At 70.1% G+C, this 14,717-nt stretch carries 15 protein-coding genes; 8 read left to right on the top strand and 7 right to left on the bottom strand.

What is annotated here, in order from left to right; translation table 11 throughout:
• Nucleotides 1-72: 72 nt before the first annotated feature.
• Nucleotides 73-939, top strand: coding sequence for an LLM class flavin-dependent oxidoreductase (locus AC3EO7_RS31880; protein ID WP_435593228.1), 867 nt, complete (start codon nt 73-75; stop codon nt 937-939).
• Nucleotides 940-1,083: 144 nt separating this feature from the next.
• Here the strand turns inward: AC3EO7_RS31880 and AC3EO7_RS31875 are convergent, their stop codons facing one another.
• The 4 genes from AC3EO7_RS31875 to AC3EO7_RS31860 form a co-directional block, all read right to left on the bottom strand.
• Complete coding sequence (locus AC3EO7_RS31875) at nt 1,084-1,890, bottom strand: SCO1664 family protein (RefSeq protein WP_431965896.1); 807 nt, start codon at nt 1,888-1,890, stop codon at nt 1,084-1,086.
• A gap of 3 nt (nt 1,891-1,893) precedes the next feature.
• Nucleotides 1,894-2,478 carry a DUF3090 domain-containing protein gene (locus AC3EO7_RS31870; RefSeq protein ID WP_067783416.1) on the bottom strand — a complete coding sequence of 195 codons (585 nt, stop codon included), beginning with the start codon at nt 2,476-2,478 and terminating at the stop codon, nt 1,894-1,896.
• Nucleotides 2,479-2,561: 83 nt separating this feature from the next.
• On the bottom strand, nt 2,562-3,308 hold the full coding sequence (locus AC3EO7_RS31865; protein WP_435593227.1) for a histidine phosphatase family protein: 747 nt from the start codon (nt 3,306-3,308) through the stop codon (nt 2,562-2,564).
• 103 nt (nt 3,309-3,411) lie between these two features.
• Entirely contained in the window at nt 3,412-4,344 is a 933-nt protein-coding gene (locus tag AC3EO7_RS31860) for an undecaprenyl-diphosphate phosphatase (protein ID WP_435593264.1), read from the bottom strand.
• Between the two features lie 251 nt (nt 4,345-4,595).
• Here AC3EO7_RS31860 and AC3EO7_RS31855 point away from each other — a divergent pair, with 251 nt between their 5' ends.
• The 4 genes from AC3EO7_RS31855 to AC3EO7_RS31840 all read left to right on the top strand — a co-directional run bounded on the left by AC3EO7_RS31855 (nt 4,596) and on the right by AC3EO7_RS31840 (nt 9,155).
• A complete protein-coding gene (locus AC3EO7_RS31855; RefSeq protein ID WP_435593226.1) occupies nt 4,596-5,561 on the top strand; it encodes an aldo/keto reductase in 966 nt (321 codons plus the stop codon).
• 86 nt (nt 5,562-5,647) lie between these two features.
• Nucleotides 5,648-6,688 carry a heme/hemin ABC transporter substrate-binding protein gene (locus AC3EO7_RS31850; RefSeq protein ID WP_435593225.1) on the top strand — a complete coding sequence of 347 codons (1,041 nt, stop codon included), beginning with the start codon at nt 5,648-5,650 and terminating at the stop codon, nt 6,686-6,688.
• A 150-nt stretch (nt 6,689-6,838) separates the two neighbouring features.
• Entirely contained in the window at nt 6,839-8,002 is a 1,164-nt protein-coding gene (locus AC3EO7_RS31845; RefSeq protein WP_435593224.1) for a FecCD family ABC transporter permease, read from the top strand.
• A 289-nt stretch (nt 8,003-8,291) separates the two neighbouring features.
• Entirely contained in the window at nt 8,292-9,155 is an 864-nt protein-coding gene (locus AC3EO7_RS31840; RefSeq protein WP_431965909.1) for a heme ABC transporter ATP-binding protein, read from the top strand.
• A 28-nt stretch (nt 9,156-9,183) separates the two neighbouring features.
• Here AC3EO7_RS31840 and AC3EO7_RS31835 read toward each other — a convergent pair whose 3' ends face one another.
• The 3 genes from AC3EO7_RS31835 to AC3EO7_RS31825 are packed head-to-tail and all read right to left on the bottom strand — an operon-like array spanning nt 9,184 to nt 12,193.
• Nucleotides 9,184-11,277: an MMPL family transporter gene (locus tag AC3EO7_RS31835; RefSeq protein ID WP_435593223.1), complete on the bottom strand. Its 2,094-nt coding sequence runs from the start codon at nt 11,275-11,277 to the stop codon at nt 9,184-9,186.
• Nucleotides 11,278-11,293: 16 nt separating this feature from the next.
• Nucleotides 11,294-11,830: a WKL family lipoprotein gene (locus AC3EO7_RS31830; protein ID WP_435593222.1), complete on the bottom strand. Its 537-nt coding sequence runs from the start codon at nt 11,828-11,830 to the stop codon at nt 11,294-11,296.
• Nucleotides 11,831-11,836: 6 nt separating this feature from the next.
• Nucleotides 11,837-12,193, bottom strand: coding sequence for a hypothetical protein (locus AC3EO7_RS31825; protein ID WP_431965915.1), 357 nt, complete (start codon nt 12,191-12,193; stop codon nt 11,837-11,839).
• Nucleotides 12,194-12,341: 148 nt separating this feature from the next.
• Between AC3EO7_RS31825 and AC3EO7_RS31820 the strand changes: the two genes are divergently transcribed.
• The 3 genes from AC3EO7_RS31820 to AC3EO7_RS31810 are packed head-to-tail and all read left to right on the top strand — an operon-like array spanning nt 12,342 to nt 14,709.
• Nucleotides 12,342-13,379, top strand: a complete 1,038-nt coding sequence (locus AC3EO7_RS31820) for a YncE family protein (protein WP_431965917.1) — start codon at nt 12,342-12,344, stop codon at nt 13,377-13,379.
• On the top strand, nt 13,379-13,627 hold the full coding sequence (locus AC3EO7_RS31815) for a DUF5703 family protein (protein ID WP_067783446.1): 249 nt from the start codon (nt 13,379-13,381) through the stop codon (nt 13,625-13,627). Before AC3EO7_RS31820 ends, AC3EO7_RS31815 begins: the two co-directional genes overlap by 1 nt.
• 5 nt (nt 13,628-13,632) lie before the next feature.
• Nucleotides 13,633-14,709: a quinone-dependent dihydroorotate dehydrogenase gene (locus AC3EO7_RS31810; protein WP_435593221.1), complete on the top strand. Its 1,077-nt coding sequence runs from the start codon at nt 13,633-13,635 to the stop codon at nt 14,707-14,709.
• Nucleotides 14,710-14,717: the final 8 nt, after the last annotated feature.

Below are 14,717 nucleotides of genomic sequence, written 5' to 3'. Positions count from 1 at the left end.
CATAGGGAGGCCCTGAGAGGGTCACCCTCTGACCGGACGAACTTGTCGGCGCCGACCGCTACCTTGGGCCGAGTGACGGTACTCGGCGCGATCGCGCTGCCCCAGATCCCGCCCGAACGGCTGCCCGAGGTCGCGGCGGCGGCCGAACAGAGCGGGCTGGCCGAATTGTGGCTGTGGGAGGACTGTTTCTGGGCCGCGGGCAGCGCGTGCGCGGCCACGGTGCTCGCCCACACCGAACGTCTGTGTGTCGGAATCGGCGTGCTGCCAGCGCCGCTGCGCAACGTGGCGCTGACCGCGATGGAGGTCGCGGCGCTGCTGCGGATGCACCCCGGGCGGGTCATCCCCGGCCTCGGACACGGCGTGCAGGACTGGATGGGGCAGGTCGGCGCGCGCGTCGACTCCCCGCTGGGTCTGCTGCGCGAACAACTCACGGCGCTGCGCGCACTGCTGCACGGCGCAACGGTCGACATGTCCGGCAGATACGTCCATCTGGATCGGGTCGCCCTCGACTGGCCGCCCGGCACACCGCCGCCCCTCGTCGCGGGTGCGAGCGGACCCAAGACCCTGCGGCTGTCCGGCGAACTGGCCGACGGCACCGTCCTCACCAGCGCGACGACCCCGGACGGTATTCGCGCCGCCCGCCGACTCGTCGACGAAGGCCGCGCGAAAGCCGGGCGCACCGAACCGCACGACATCATCGTCTACCTGCTCAGCGCCAGCGGGCCGAACGCGACCGAACGCCTCGCCGCCGCCCGCCGACGCACAGGTCTGCCCGACACCGTCGGCGTCGCGGGCGATGCCCACGCCATCGCCGACGCGGTCCACCGTTGGTCGGCGGCGGGGGCCGACACCGTCGTCCTCGAACCCCTCCCCGACGAGCCGGATCCCCTCGCCTTCGTCCGCTTCGCAGGCGAACAGGTGCGCCCCCTGGTCGAATGATGGCGACATCGGGTGATCGGCGCGAACCTGAGCCCGGCGTACAGGGTCCCTAGTTGATCGGCCGCAAACCCGCACTCACCGCATCCCGGCACCGAGTGCACTTCCCGCCCTTCGGTTTCCCACCGCCGGGAACGAACAGTGGGCTCAGAACGCAGGCCACGGGATAGGCCGCGACGTTCGCGGCAGCGGCATCACCGGCTGGTCCAGCAGTTCCTTCGTGCGGCCCGCGAGCGCGTCGATTTCCGCGTCGGTGATGTGCGCGGCCAGCGCGTCGGCGAGTTCGCCGGGCAGCGCGGCGGCGAAGGCGGCGATGTCGGCGACCACATCCTCGCCGATCGGTCTGCCCGCCCAACCCCACAGCACGGTGCGCAACTTGTGTTCACTGTGCAGGCAGATGCCGTGGTCGACGCCGTACACCTGACCGTCGACGCCTTCCAACGCGTGCCCGCCCTTGCGATCGGCGTTGTTGAGCAGCACGTCCAGCACCGCCATGCGCCGCAGGCGCGGGTCGTCGGCGTGGATCAGGGAGACCTCGTTGCCCGCACCGTCCAGCGCGCGCAGCACCTCGCAGAAGCCCTCGGGGACCGCGCCGGGCGGGCAGAGGTCGACCAGATCGAGCCGGTTGCCCCGGTCGGTGTGATTGTCGACCGACTCCACCCAGCGCTGCACCATGCCGGGACCGTACGGGCCGTCACGCAGAATCGTCTCGGGAATCACGCCCCAGCCGAGCGCATCGGAGATCAGATACGACGCCACCTCGCGCCCGGCGAGGGTGCCGTCCGGGAAATCCCACAGCGGCCGCTCCCCGCGCACCGGCTTGTACACCACACGCAGCGGATCCCCGTCGACATCCTGGTCCACATCGCAGACGAGCGTCACGTTGCTCGCGGTGCTCACCCGCCCGATCACGCTCAGCTCACCGGTGGAGAACCCCTCGTCGACCCGCGCCACGCATCACTCCTCTAGCTCGGCCGCGCCGAAGATGTCTCCGCGCTTGTAGCCGTTCGTCCGCACGCACATGTGCCCGCGCGACGAAAGCGGTTCCCCGCACAGCGGACACGGCGGACGGCCCGCCGCGATCACCCGCGCCGAACGCAGCGCGAACTCGCGAGCCTGGATCGGAGTGAGGAACACCCGGACCGCGTCGGGGCCTTCCTCGGTGTCGTCCAGCACCACCGACTCGTCCACCTCGGTCTCGGTGATCGCCAGCAGCTCCACCACGACGGCGCCCGCGTCGGCGTCCCAGCCCAGACCCATGGTGCCGACCCGGAATTCGGCGTCGATCGGCGTCACCAGCGGATCGGTGTCGGTCACGTCGTCGGCCTGCGGCGGCACCTGCGCGCCGAAGCGGCGCGCCACCTCGTCCAGCAGCAGTCCCATGCGGTCGGCGAGCACCTTCACCTGCTGCTTCTCCAGCAGCACGCTCACCACGCGCGGCTGCTGCACCGCCTGCAGATAGAAGGCGCGATCGCCCGGCTCACCGACGGTCCCGGCGACGAAACGATCGGGGGTGCGAAATACATGGATTGCTCGTGCCATCTGCACCTCCTGATGCGTGACCCTGATCGACTCTCCGCGGCGCCCGGACTCCCGAAACACCGACTACTCGTTTACAAGGAATCTCAGCGCTCCGCATTCCCATTATCCGCACTAGGGGTACCACCTAGCTCGCCGCCGGGAACGGGGCCGGACGTATCGGATCGATTCGCCTCCACGTCGTTCGCTTGCGGTCGGGGTCTGATCGCCTCCAGCGCGCTCAGATCCGAACCGGTGTCGTTGAGCCGCCACACGTAGGGAGCGTGCGGGGTGTAGCGGACGACGCTGATCGACGCCGGTTCCACCACGATGCGCTGAAATCCGTCCAGGTGCAGGCCCAGTGCGTCGGCGAGCACGGATTTGATCACGTCACCGTGCGTGCACGCCACCCATAGCACGTCGTGGCCCTGCCGCTCGGCGAAGACGCGATCGTGTTCGCGGATCGCGGCCACCGCGCGGGCCTGCACCTGGGCGAGACCTTCGCCGCCGGGGAACACCGCGCCCGAGGCGTGCCGCTGTACGACCTTCCACAACGGTTCGGTGAGCAGGTCGGCGATCGGCTTGCCGGTCCACCCGCCGTAGTCGACCTCGATGAGCCGGTCGTCGTACTCCGGTTCCAGCCCGAGCTTGTCGGCCAGCGGACCGACCGTGCGCTGGCAGCGCAGCAGCGGCGAGTGCACGATGTGCTGGATCGGGAGTGCGCCGAGTCGTTCGGCGACCGCGCGCGCCTGATCGGCGCCGTGCTCGGTGAGATCGACTCCGGCGCTGCGGCCGGCGAGTGTGCGGGCGGTGTTCGAGGTCGACACGCCGTGTCGCAACAGGATCACCGTCATGCGGCCAGCTTAGTGGGCGCTGCCGGGCGAAGTCCGCCCACAGACCTGCGCACGGCCGGAGCGAAAGTGGTATGTCCAGTGGGCGCTGCCGGAGCGAAGCGGCTCATGTCGCCTGCACCACCCCGCCCGCGAGCAGACCCATGATCACCAAGCCGAGCACGATGCGGTAGCCGACGAACCAGTTGAACGAGTGCTTCGACACGAACTTCAGCAGCCACGCCACCGAGGCGTAGCCGACGACGAAGGACACGAGCGTGGCGACCAGCAGCTGCGGGCCGGACGCGTTGAGTCCCTCACCGGAGGGCGCGAACGCGTCGGGCAGGCTGAACAGGCCGGATGCGGTCACCGCTGGGATGGCAAGCAGGAACGAGAAGCGCACCGCGGCCTCGCGTTCCAATCCGAGGAACAGGCCCGCCGAGGAGGTGGCGCCGGAGCGCGACACGCCGGGGATCAGCGCCAGGCACTGGGCGAAACCCATCACCAGCCCGTCCCGGTTGGTGAGCTGCTCGATCGGTCGCCGCTTGGTGCCGTAGTACTCGGCGGCGGCGATCACCAGCGCGAAGGCGATCAGCATGAACGAGACCAGCCACAGGTTACGCGCGCCGGTGCGGATCTGGTCCTTCAGCACGAAGCCGATGACGCCGATCGGGATGGTGGCGATGATCACATACCAGCCGATGCGGTAGTCGAGATCGCGCTGCCGGTCCTCGTCCAGTCCGTACGGAACGCCGCCCGCGGTGACGATGGGCAGTTTCGTGGTGACCTGGTCGGTGATCGGCACCATCTCCCTGGACCTGGCGCTGACCTTCTCGGTCAAGGTGGTGAACCAGGCGACGACGATGCGCCAGATGTCCTTGGCGAAATACACCAGCACAGCCGCCTCGGTGCCCAGCTGGGTGACCGCGGTGAACGAGGCGCCCGCGTCGTCGCCGAAGAACACCGAAGACACGATCCGCAGGTGCGCCGAGGAGGAAACCGGTAGGAATTCCGTCAGACCCTGCACCAGTCCGAGTACCAGTGCCTGCAACCAGGTCATCGACTCGCCCACGCAACCTCCTCTTCCACTGCCCGAAAAATCCATTCCGACTGGGCAATTGGTCCAGCGACGACCCCGCTCGCCGGAAAAAAGCGGCGCCGCAATACGGCAGCGACAGTACATGTCGCCCGGTGAACGCGTGATTCCGGCCGCTGCCGTGCCCTCCGCTACGGCGGTGCGCGCCGGTGATGACGGCTTCCGGCGGGCTCAACCTTTAGGCTTGGCGCCGTGATGAATGCGCGGATCCGGTGATGGAACAGCGGACGGTCGGACGCAGCGGCCTACGGGTGTCCCGGATAGGGCTGGCGACACACACCTGGGGCGCGCAGACGGACGTCGACGACGCCGCGGTGCAGTTGGTGGCGTTCGCGGAGGCGGGCGGCACGCTGGTCGACACCTCCCCCGCCTACGCGGGCGGCGCGGCGCAGCGAATCCTCGCCGATCTACTCGGCGACCTGGTGTCGCGCGACGACCTGGTGCTGAGCGGCTGCGCCGGTGTGCTGCCCCGCACCGAACCGGCACAGACCACCGTTCCCGGTCCCGCGCCACGCGCCGAGATCGACGCGTCCCGCCGTGGACTGCTGCGCCAGCTGGACCGGACGCTGCTCGAACTGGGCACCGACTACCTCGATATCTGGCATGTCGCGGCCTGGGATCCGCACACTCCGCTCGACGAGATCGCGGGCACCCTCGACCACGCGGTGCGTTCCGGGAAGGTCCGCTACGCGGGCGTGCGCGGCTTCAATCCGTGGCAGCTGGCCAGCCTCGCCGCCATCGCGCCGATCTCCGTCGCCCATACGCCGTATTCGTTGCTCGCGCGCAGCGCCGAAAGCGAATTCGTGCCCGCCGCACGGCATCACGGCGTCGGTGTGATCGCCTCGGCGCCGCTGGCGGGCGGCATCCTGACCGGCAAGTACCGCGACGGCGTGCCCGCGGACTCGCGCGGAGCCGACGAGGCGACCGCGGCCGAGATCCGCCACCGCCTCGACGAGCGCGCCACCCGGGTGGTCGACGCGCTGGTCACCGCCGCCGACGGGCTCGGCACCTCGCCGCTCGCGGTCGCGCTGGCGTGGATCCGGGACCGGCCCGGCATCGCCAGCATGATCGTCGGCGCCCGCGACATCGGGCAGCTGACCGGCGTGCTGGCGGCCGAGACCCTGGAATTGCCGCGCGCGATCGCGGCCGCGCTGGACGACGTCAGCGCGCGCGCCGAATGAGGCGGACCCGTACCTCCACCGTCGCTGCGGCCGTGCGCGGGTTCGCGGGCGGACCCGGTTCGACGGCGCATATTAGGCTTGCCTACATGACGTTCCTCGACCGTGTCCGTCCCGGGGTGGTTCGCTACCTTCTCGTCGCCCTCGCCCTGACCCTGTTCGCCGGAACCGCGGCATGCGGCAGCGACAGCGGCGCGGCGGGTTCCGGACAGCGTGGGCCGAGCACCGCGACGATCGCAAACCAGGAGCCGGTGCCGATCGGCCCGGCCCCGACCCCGGCGCTGCCCGCGACGGTGCGTTCCTTCGACGGCACCGAGGTCACCGTCACCTCGGCCGACCGCATCATCGCCGCCGACCGCCACGGCACCCTCGTCCAAACCGTCTGGGCGCTCGGTCTCGGCGCCAATCTCGTGGGACGCAGCACGTCGGGGGTGTTCCCCGCGATCGAGAACCTGCCGATCGTGATCGGCGGCAGCGGCTCGCTGAACGTGGAATCCGTTCTGGCACTGCGCCCCACGGTGTTCCTGACCGACACCACCAGCGCGACGCCCGCGGTGCGGGAGCAGCTTCGCGCGGCCGGGGTGACGGTCGTCTACTTCGACCCGCAGCGAACCATGGACGGTGTGGTGCCGCAGATCGAGGCCGTCGCCGCCGCGCTCGGCGTCCCGGACCGCGGTCGCGCTCTCGCCGACCGCACCCGTGACGAGATCGCCGCCGCCTCGGCCGGGGTTCCCGCCAAGGACAAGCCGTTGCGCATCGCGTTCCTCTATCTGCGCAGCACCGCCATCACGATGATCGCCGGGCCCGGCTCCGGCGCCGACGAGCTGATCACCGCCATCGGCGGCGAGGACGCGGGCACCGCGGCCGGATTGACCGAGCCCTTCACCGCCATCACCAGCGAGGCGATGATCAGCTCCGCTCCCGATGTGCTGCTCGTCATGACCGACGGCCTGAGCTCGGTCGGCGGCGTGGACGGGCTGCTGAAGGTGCCCGGCATCGCGCAGACACCGGCCGGGAAGAACCGCCGCGTGGTCGACATGGCCGATGGGGTAGTGCTCAGCTTCGGCCCGAACACCGGGCGCGTGGTCGCCGCGCTCGACGAGGCCGTGTACGGCCGTGCGCAGGCATGAGCGAACGGAGTGAGCGAATCGTGTGCCAGCGCGCTTCGCGCGTGCCGGAGCTGAGCGCCGGCGAGGTGCAGACGTGAGCGAACGAAGTGAGCTGATCATGTGCCAGCGCGCTTCGCGAATGCCGGGGCCGAGCGCCAGCGGAGCGAAGGCATGAGTGATACCGCGGGCACGTCGTCCGTATCGTCGGCCAACGGCGCCGGGCCTGTGCGGGAGAACGGCACGCTCGAATCGCAGCCAGGAGCGCGGCCGCCTGCCGCGCCGGTTCCCGCCGGCACCCGTTCGGTCTCGCGGATCACCGTCGCGTTCGCGGTGGCGATCGCCGCCTTGGTGGTGCTGGCCTTGGCGTCGGCCGCGATCGGTCAGGTGCCGACTTCGCCCGCAGAGGTCGCGGGCAGCGTCTTTCACCGGATCGGTCTGGACTGGGGGCCTATGCCCGCTCATGCGGCCGGTGACGTGACGCTGTGGGAGGTGCGTTTCCCCCGGGTGGTGCTGGCGATGCTGGTGGGCGCTGCGCTGGCGACAGCGGGTGCGTTGTTGCAGGGTGTGTTCGCCAACCCGCTGGCCGAGCCCGGCGTGATCGGCGTTTCGGCGGGCGCGGCGGTCGGCGCGGGCACCGTGATCGTGGTGGGCGGCGCGTTCGTCGCGGCATGGTCGGTCGCCGCCGCGGCGTTCGTCGCCGGACTGTTCACCACGCTGCTGGTGTATCTGCTCGCGCGTTCCAATGGCCGCACCGAAGTGGTGACCTTGGTGCTCACCGGTGTGGCGATCAACGCCTTCGCGGGCGGTCTGATCGCGTTCCTGTTGTTCGTCGCCTCCCCCGCGGCCCGCGATCAGATCGTGTTCTGGCAGCTGGGCAGCCTCAACGGCGCACGCTGGGAGTCGGTGGCGGTGGTCGCGCCGCTCGCCGCGCTGGGCGTGCTCGCGGCGATCGTCGTGGCGCCTCGTCTGGATCTGCTTGCCCTCGGTGAATCGGCCGCCCGTCACCTCGGCGTCGACGTGGAACGGCTGCGTCGCAATGTCATCGTCATCGTGGCGGTGCTCGCCACCGCGGGCGTCGCGTTCACCGGCATCATCCTGTTCGTCGGCCTGATCGTCCCGCATCTGGTGCGGATGATCGTCGGTCCCGGCCACCGCGTGCTGATCCCGCTCAGCGCCATCGTCGGCGCGGTGGTCCTGCTGGCCGCCGACGTCGCCGCCCGGTCCCTCGTCGACAACGCCGATCTCCCCCTCGGCATGCTCACCTCGCTCATCGGCGGTCCCTTCTTCTTCTGGTTGCTGCGCCGCACCCGCGCCCGCGCTGGAGGGTGGGGATGAGCGCGGCCCGCCCGGACCTCTCGCACGGCTCGGCAGTCGCTGCGCGGGTGCACCATGCGCCGTTCGAGTGGGATCGTCGAGCGCAGCCTGCTGTCATCGCCCGTGCACGGCGCGGTGTCGTACGGCACACAGACGCGTCGATCGATCGCACCGGTCTCGACCGAGATCAGCGGGTCGATCACGATGACGCCCGTGTCGCCCTGGACCAGCGTCATGTTCGACAGGTCGCGGCCGCGGATCCGGCGCTCGGGCCTGCCGCCGCGGACGATCCGAGGATCGGAGGTCGCCGATGAGCGGGATGCGGCAAGGGTTGGGCGCGATGCTCGGGCGGGCGCACGAGGAGCCGCGGCGGCCCGAGCGCGGGACGGTGACCTTGCGGGCGCGCGGGGTGAGCGTCGACCGGCGCGGTGGCGCGAGCGGGCACGCGCGGCGGGTGCTCGACGCGGTCGATTTCGCGGTGGCCGCGGGTGAGGTCGTCGCGCTGGTGGGGCCGAACGGGGCGGGCAAGTCCACGCTGCTGGCCGCATTGGCCGGGGAGCTGGCGCTGAGCGAAGGGGCCGTCGAACTGGACGGCCGCGCGCTGGAGCATTGGACGCCGCTGGACATGGCGCGCAGGCGGGCGGTGCTGCCGCAGAGCCACACCGTGGGATTCCCGTTCACCGCCCGCGAAGTCGTGGCCATGGGCCGGGCGCCGTGGGTGCGCACCGCGCGCGGCGAACGCGACGACGAGTTCGTCGCGGCGGCCATGACATCGGCCGACGTCGCGCACCTTGCCGCGCGATCGTTCCCGACGCTGTCCGGCGGTGAACGCGCGCGCGTCGCCCTGGCCAGGGTCCTCGCCCAGGACACCGCCACCCTGCTGCTCGACGAACCCACTGCCGCACTGGATCTCGGCCACCAGGAAGCGGTGCTGCGGCTGGCCACCGAGCGGGCAGCGGCGGGCGCCGCGGTGGTCGTCGTCCTGCACGACCTCGGTATCGCCGCCGCCTACGCCGACCGCGTCGCCGTGCTGGACTCCGGCCGCGTCGCCGCCGACGGCCCGCCGCGCGAGGTGCTCACCACCGAACTGCTGAGCCGGGTCTACCAGCATCCGGTCGAAGTACTCGACCACCCGGTCACCGGTGCGCAACTGGTTCTTCCGGTCCGCCGCTGACCGAGGTCTGCTCCCCTCGCCTACCCGGTCACCGCCAGATCAGCTTCAACACCGCGGGGGTCAGCAACATCCGGATGACGGTCGCGTCGATGATCAGCGCCGCGATCATGCCGTAGGCGATGTATTTCATCAGCACCAGATCGGAGAAGCCGAACGCGCCGGTCACCACGATGAGAATCGCGGCGGCCGAGGTGATCACGCCGCCGGTGTGGGCGATGCCGTAGCGGATGGCCTCCGGTGCGCCGGCTCCCGCCTGCCGCGCCTCGGCGACCCGGGACAGCAGGAAGACCTCGTAGTCGGTGGACAACCCGAACACCACCGTCACGATCAACGCCAGCACCGCGAACATCAGCGGCCCCGGCGTGAACAGGAAGACCTCGGCCCCGTGCCCTTCCACGAAGATCCAGGTGAGGATGCCCAGCGTCGAGGCGAGACTCAACGCGCTCATGGCGACGGCCTTGAGCGCCAGCACGATCGAACGGAACGCCACGAACATCACCACCAGCGCGGTACAGGCGAGGATCGCGACCAGTGCGGGCAGACCCTCGAGCAATCCGTTGATGCTGTCGCGCTCCAGCGCGGGCACACCGGCCACCATCACCTGCACGCCCGGTGGTTCGGGGATGGCACGCAGCGCGGCGATCACGGCGTCGGCGTCGCGTTTGTCGGTCAGCCCGGCGCCGAGGACGTTGACGCCGTCCTTGGTCGTCGCCGCCGGTTCGAAGCGCCCGGTGAGGCCGGGAATCTGGTTGGCTTCGTAGCGGATGTCGCTGAGCTGCTGCGGATTCGCGCCGACCACCACGAGTTTCAACGGCTCGGTACGGAAGCTGGGAAACAGCTCGTCGAAGCTCTCCTGGGCGACGCGGGCCGGATTGTCCTCGGCGAGATAGCGTTCGCTGATTCCACCGAATTCGATATTGCGGAACGGGATGCTCAACGCGAGCAGCACCAGCACGATCGGCACCGCCACCGCCCACGGCCGCCGCATGGCGAACAGCGCGAGCCGGGAGAAGAATCCGGCGTCGATCTGGGCTTCGGTCTTGGTGCGGGAGAAGCGTTTCCAGCCGAGGAAGTCGATGCGGCGGCCGACGATGCTCAGCGTGGCGGGCAGCACCGTCACCGAGAGCAGCGCCGCGAGCAGCACCGAGCTGATGCCGCCGTAGGGCACCGAGCGCAGTACTCCGATGGGGAAGATGAACAGCGCCGCGAGGCTGATCGCGATGATCGCGGCGGAGAACATCACCGTGCGACCCGCCGTGGCGACGGTGCGTGCGGTCGCCTCCTCCACGCTGCGCCCGGCCGCCAGTTCCTCGCGGAATCGGGTGACGGTGAACAGGCCGTAGTCGATGGCCAAGCCGAGGCTGACCAGCGTCATCACCGCATTGGCGAAGACGTTGACCTCGATGTGATCGGTGAGTACACGCAACATGCCCTGGGTGCCCAGGATGGTCATGCCGCCGATGATCACCGGCAGCAGCGCCCCGATCACCCCGCCGAACACGAAATACAGCATGATCGCCACGATCGGCAACGCGATCAGCTCCGCGCGGTGGATGTCGTTCTGCATCCCGGTGTTGATGCCTTCGACGACCGGTTGCAGTCCCGCCAGTTGCACCGTGGTGCCGCCCGGTCCGCCGCCTTCGCTGCCCGCGCCGAGCGCGTTCTTGATCGCGAGATAGTTCTGGATGGTGGCGGTGCCTTCGCCGCGGAGTCCGACGCTGGCGAACGCGTGGGTTTTCGTGGCGTCGCTGGCGTTGGCCGTGAACGGGCTGTCCCAGTAGCTGTCGATCTTGAGTATCCGGTCCGGATAGCGTTCGAGCAGGCCGCGCAGCTGGGCGGTGACCGCGGCGCGCACCTCAGGAGAGTCGACGGTGCTGCCCTCGGGCGCGGTGTAGAGCAGGATCAGGTCGCTGTCGGTGTCACGGCCGAAGGTGGCGTCGGCCAGTTCGGACGCGGCCACCGATTCGCTGCTCTCGTCGAACCAGCCCTCCTGGTTGAGCCGCTCGACCAGGTCGCGCCCGTACCAGCCGGACAGCAGCACGGCCAGCGCGACCCCGGCCAGCACGAGATAGCGGTAGCGGTGGACCAGCCGACCCCACCCCAGGAAACCGGAATGCAGCATCGAGAGGGCCGCGCCGCTAGCCGCACGCCGCGGTGCGATAGTCGGCCGAGCGCAGAATTCCGCACAGGTCGGTGCGGGAGATCTTCCAGCGGCCGTCGAGGTAGACGAAGTGCACCACGGTGGTGCGCACGGCGGTGCCGGTGCCGTCCCTGTCCAGTCGCATGGTGGCGGTCAGGGTGCCGTCGCGGTTGTCGAACACCGGATCGGTGACGCCGTAGATGGCGCGCGGGTTGTCCTGGAGCGCCCGGTACATATCGGGGATGGCGTCGCGGAAGGCATCGCCGTCCTCGATCAGCGCGGTGCGCTCGCTGTCGGGCAGCGCCGGGTCGAGCGCCCGCTTGATCTGGGCGTCGAGTTCGGCGGCGGTCGGCAGCGGCCGGTTGGCGATGGCGCTGGACGTGGCGGCGGACGAGGAGGACAGCTCGGCGATGGCCTTGGAGCGGGCCACCTCGACCGAGGCCTCGTCCGGACCCGAATTGCATGCGGCGGTCGCGGCCACCGTGACACAGGCGAGCGCGGCCAGCGCGATTCGGGCGATTCGTGTGGAGTGCATCACTACCTACATACCATCGATGACGGAACTGATCCGTCCGAGCAGGGCGCGCACGGTCGTGACGTCCCGGTCCGCCGCCGCCTCGACCGGAACGGCGTCGGGGATCATGTCGCGCACCAGCGCGACCACGCTGCGCTCGTCGTCCACATCGACGTCGGTGACCCGCACCTCCGCCACCGCGACCACGTCCTCCGGACCCGGCACGTCGCTGTCCAAGTCGGCGCGGTAGATCTCGAGCGTCAGGATCTGCCGCACCGTGCGGAACGCGTACGGCCTGCCGTCGGCGGTGGTGCCGAACCCGTGAGCAAACGGACCAACGGTTATGTCATCGATGGCAAATCCCGATGGATGGTCGGCTTTCAACCGGATCTCCCTGAGTTGGACGCTGTTTGGTTACACGGTAACCCCCATCACTGGTAATTCGGTGCCGCCGCCACCCCGGTCGGTGGCGGTGTTGCGCCATCATGGTCAGATGGTGACGTCGGGTTGATTCGTCGGTAGGAGGAGTTCGGTGGTGCGCCCTCGCGGCTCGGTCCCCTCAGCGCTCGTCGTCCTTGCGGTGCTCGCCCTGCTGGCCGGATGCTCTTCCGACAAGGGCGAACCCGAAGGTCCGACCCGAGAACCCGCGACCGCCGCGATCGCGCCCGCACCGCAGACCCCGCCCACGGGCCAGGTGATCGGCCTGAGCGCGCCGATCCGCAGCCTCTTCGCCGAATCCGGCACCGGCCTGCTCGCCGCGCTCGACGCGAGCAGCGACAGCTCCACCCTGCTCTTCCTCATCGACCCCGCCGCCCCCGCGGGCGCAGGGCAGCGCACCGTCACCCTGCCCGCGCACGGGACCAGCCTGGCCCAGGGCAAGCCCGGTGAAATCCTGGTCACCGCGCCCGGCCGGATCATCCGCGTCGACGCCGCGAGCGACGCGGTCACCGAGACGCCCGTCGAGGGCGACGTCCGCTCGGTCCGGCAGCGTGAGGACGGCACGCTGGTCGTCGGCACCGCCGACGGCGCGGTCCGCATCCTCGGCTCCGGCGGCGACGTGCTCGACTCCGTCTCCGGCCTGGCCTCGGCCGACGTCGTCGCGCTGACCGCCGACCGCATCGCGGTGCTCGACCGCCGCCAGACCTCCGTCACCGAGATCGACCCGGCCAAGGACCACCTCGGCCTCGCCCTGCGCGCGGGCGACGGCGCCACCAACATGATCTCCGACCACTTCGGCAGGGTGATCGTCACCGACACCGCGGGCGAGGAACTGCTCGTCTACACCACCGGACCGCTCGTCCTGCGCCAGCGTTTCCCGGTAGGATCGTCGCCTTACGCGCTCGCCTACGATCGACGGTCCGAGACCGTGTGGGTGACGTGCACGCAGAGCAACGAAGTCGTCGGATTCGATCTGTCGACGGGTATACCGAAGGAAGTGGGACGCTATCCGACCGTCCGGCAGCCCGACTCGGTGACCGTCGACGACCGCACCGGTGATCTGTTCGTCGGATCCGCCACCGGTGACGGTGTCCAGCGGATCCGCGCGGACCAGCTGAAGAGAGGGCAGTGATGGCGCCGAAAAGCTCCCGCGCAGCATTACCGGCGAACTGGGAGACCAGCAGCGACGACTACGAATACGTCCCGCTGCGCTTACCGAAAGACGTGACCAGGGTGACCGCCTCGATGCGCCTGGCGATTCAGGCCGAATTCGGCGGATGGGAGCTCTCGCGCGTGCGCGCCTACACCGACGGCAGCCGCAAGGTTCTGCTGCGCCGTCGCAAGACCTCGCTACTACCCCAGCCCGAGCCGGGGATGTGACACGGATGTACGCACTGCTGCTTCGACTGATGTTCCTGGTTCCGCCGGAACGCATCCACCACCTCGCCTTCGCGGCCATGCGCGTGGCCGCCCGGTTCGCGCCGACCCGGCTGCTGCTGAAGCGGCTCGCGGTCGTCGACGACCCGATCCTGCGCAACACCGTCTTCGGCGTCGAGTTCCGCGCCCCGCTCGGTCTGGCGGCCGGTTTCGACAAGAACGCGGAGGGCGCCGACATCTGGGGTCCGTTCGGCTGGGGCTTCGCCGAAGTCGGCACCGTCACCGCCCAGGCTCAGCCCGGCAACCCCACACCGCGGATGTTCCGGCTGCCGGCCGACCGCGCCCTGATCAACCGGATGGGCTTCAACAACCACGGCGCCGCCCGCGCCGCCGACCAGCTGCGCACCAGGACCGCCACCGTCCCGATCGGCGCCAACATCGGCAAGACCAAGATCGTCGAAGCGGCCGACGCCGCCGCCGATTACGCGATCAGCGCCGCCCTGCTCGGCCCGCTGGCCGACTTCGTCGTGGTCAACGTCAGCTCCCCCAACACCCCCGGCCTGCGCGACCTGCAGGCCGTGGAATCGCTGCGCCCGCTGCTGCGGGCCGTGCTCGACACCGTCCAGATGCCGGTCCTGGTCAAGATCGCCCCCGATCTGTCCGACGACGACATCGACGCGGTCGCCGACCTCGCCCTCGAGCTCGGTCTCGCGGGCATCGTCGCCACCAACACCACCATTCGCCGCGACGGCCTGCGCACCGACGCCGCCGAGGTCGCGGCCATGGGTGCGGGCGGCCTGTCCGGCGCGCCCGTGGCCGAACGCTCGCTCGAGGTGCTGCGCCGCCTGTATCGGCGCGTCGGTGATCGCCTCGTGCTGATCTCCGTCGGCGGGATCGAAACCCCCGACCAGGCTTTCGAGCGCATCCTCGCGGGCGCCAGCCTGCTGCAGGGTTTCACCGGCTTCATCTACGGCGGCCCGTTCTGGACTCGCAAGATCCACCGCGGCCTCGCCGCGCGTCTGCGCGACCACGGATATCGCTCGATCGCCGAGGCGGTCGGTGCGGACAACGTGGCGAGGACCTGAATCCGGCT

It is taken from the genome of Nocardia sp. bgisy118, from assembly GCF_057708605.1.
Note: the sequence above shows the minus strand (reverse complement) of the source record. Positions and strands in the feature narration are given on the sequence as shown.

Bases quoted from the DNA above. Each gene is read 5' to 3' on its own strand.
- AC3EO7_RS31865 (WP_435593227.1), bottom strand. From the start codon at position 3,308: ATGACGGTGATCCTGTTGCGACACGGCGTGTCGACCTCGAACACCGCC.
- AC3EO7_RS31810 (WP_435593221.1), top strand. From the start codon at position 13,633: ATGTACGCACTGCTGCTTCGACTGATGTTCCTGGTTCCGCCGGAACGC.
- AC3EO7_RS31830 (WP_435593222.1), bottom strand. From the start codon at position 11,830: ATGCACTCCACACGAATCGCCCGAATCGCGCTGGCCGCGCTCGCCTGT.
- AC3EO7_RS31870 (WP_067783416.1), bottom strand. From the start codon at position 2,478: ATGGCACGAGCAATCCATGTATTTCGCACCCCCGATCGTTTCGTCGCC.
- AC3EO7_RS31840 (WP_431965909.1), top strand. From the start codon at position 8,292: ATGAGCGGGATGCGGCAAGGGTTGGGCGCGATGCTCGGGCGGGCGCAC.
- AC3EO7_RS31850 (WP_435593225.1), top strand. From the start codon at position 5,648: ATGACGTTCCTCGACCGTGTCCGTCCCGGGGTGGTTCGCTACCTTCTC.
- AC3EO7_RS31835 (WP_435593223.1), bottom strand. From the start codon at position 11,277: ATGCTGCATTCCGGTTTCCTGGGGTGGGGTCGGCTGGTCCACCGCTAC.
- AC3EO7_RS31815 (WP_067783446.1), top strand. From the start codon at position 13,379: ATGGCGCCGAAAAGCTCCCGCGCAGCATTACCGGCGAACTGGGAGACC.
- AC3EO7_RS31855 (WP_435593226.1), top strand. From the start codon at position 4,596: ATGGAACAGCGGACGGTCGGACGCAGCGGCCTACGGGTGTCCCGGATA.
- AC3EO7_RS31845 (WP_435593224.1), top strand. From the start codon at position 6,839: ATGAGTGATACCGCGGGCACGTCGTCCGTATCGTCGGCCAACGGCGCC.
- AC3EO7_RS31860 (WP_435593264.1), bottom strand. From the start codon at position 4,344: ATGACCTGGTTGCAGGCACTGGTACTCGGACTGGTGCAGGGTCTGACG.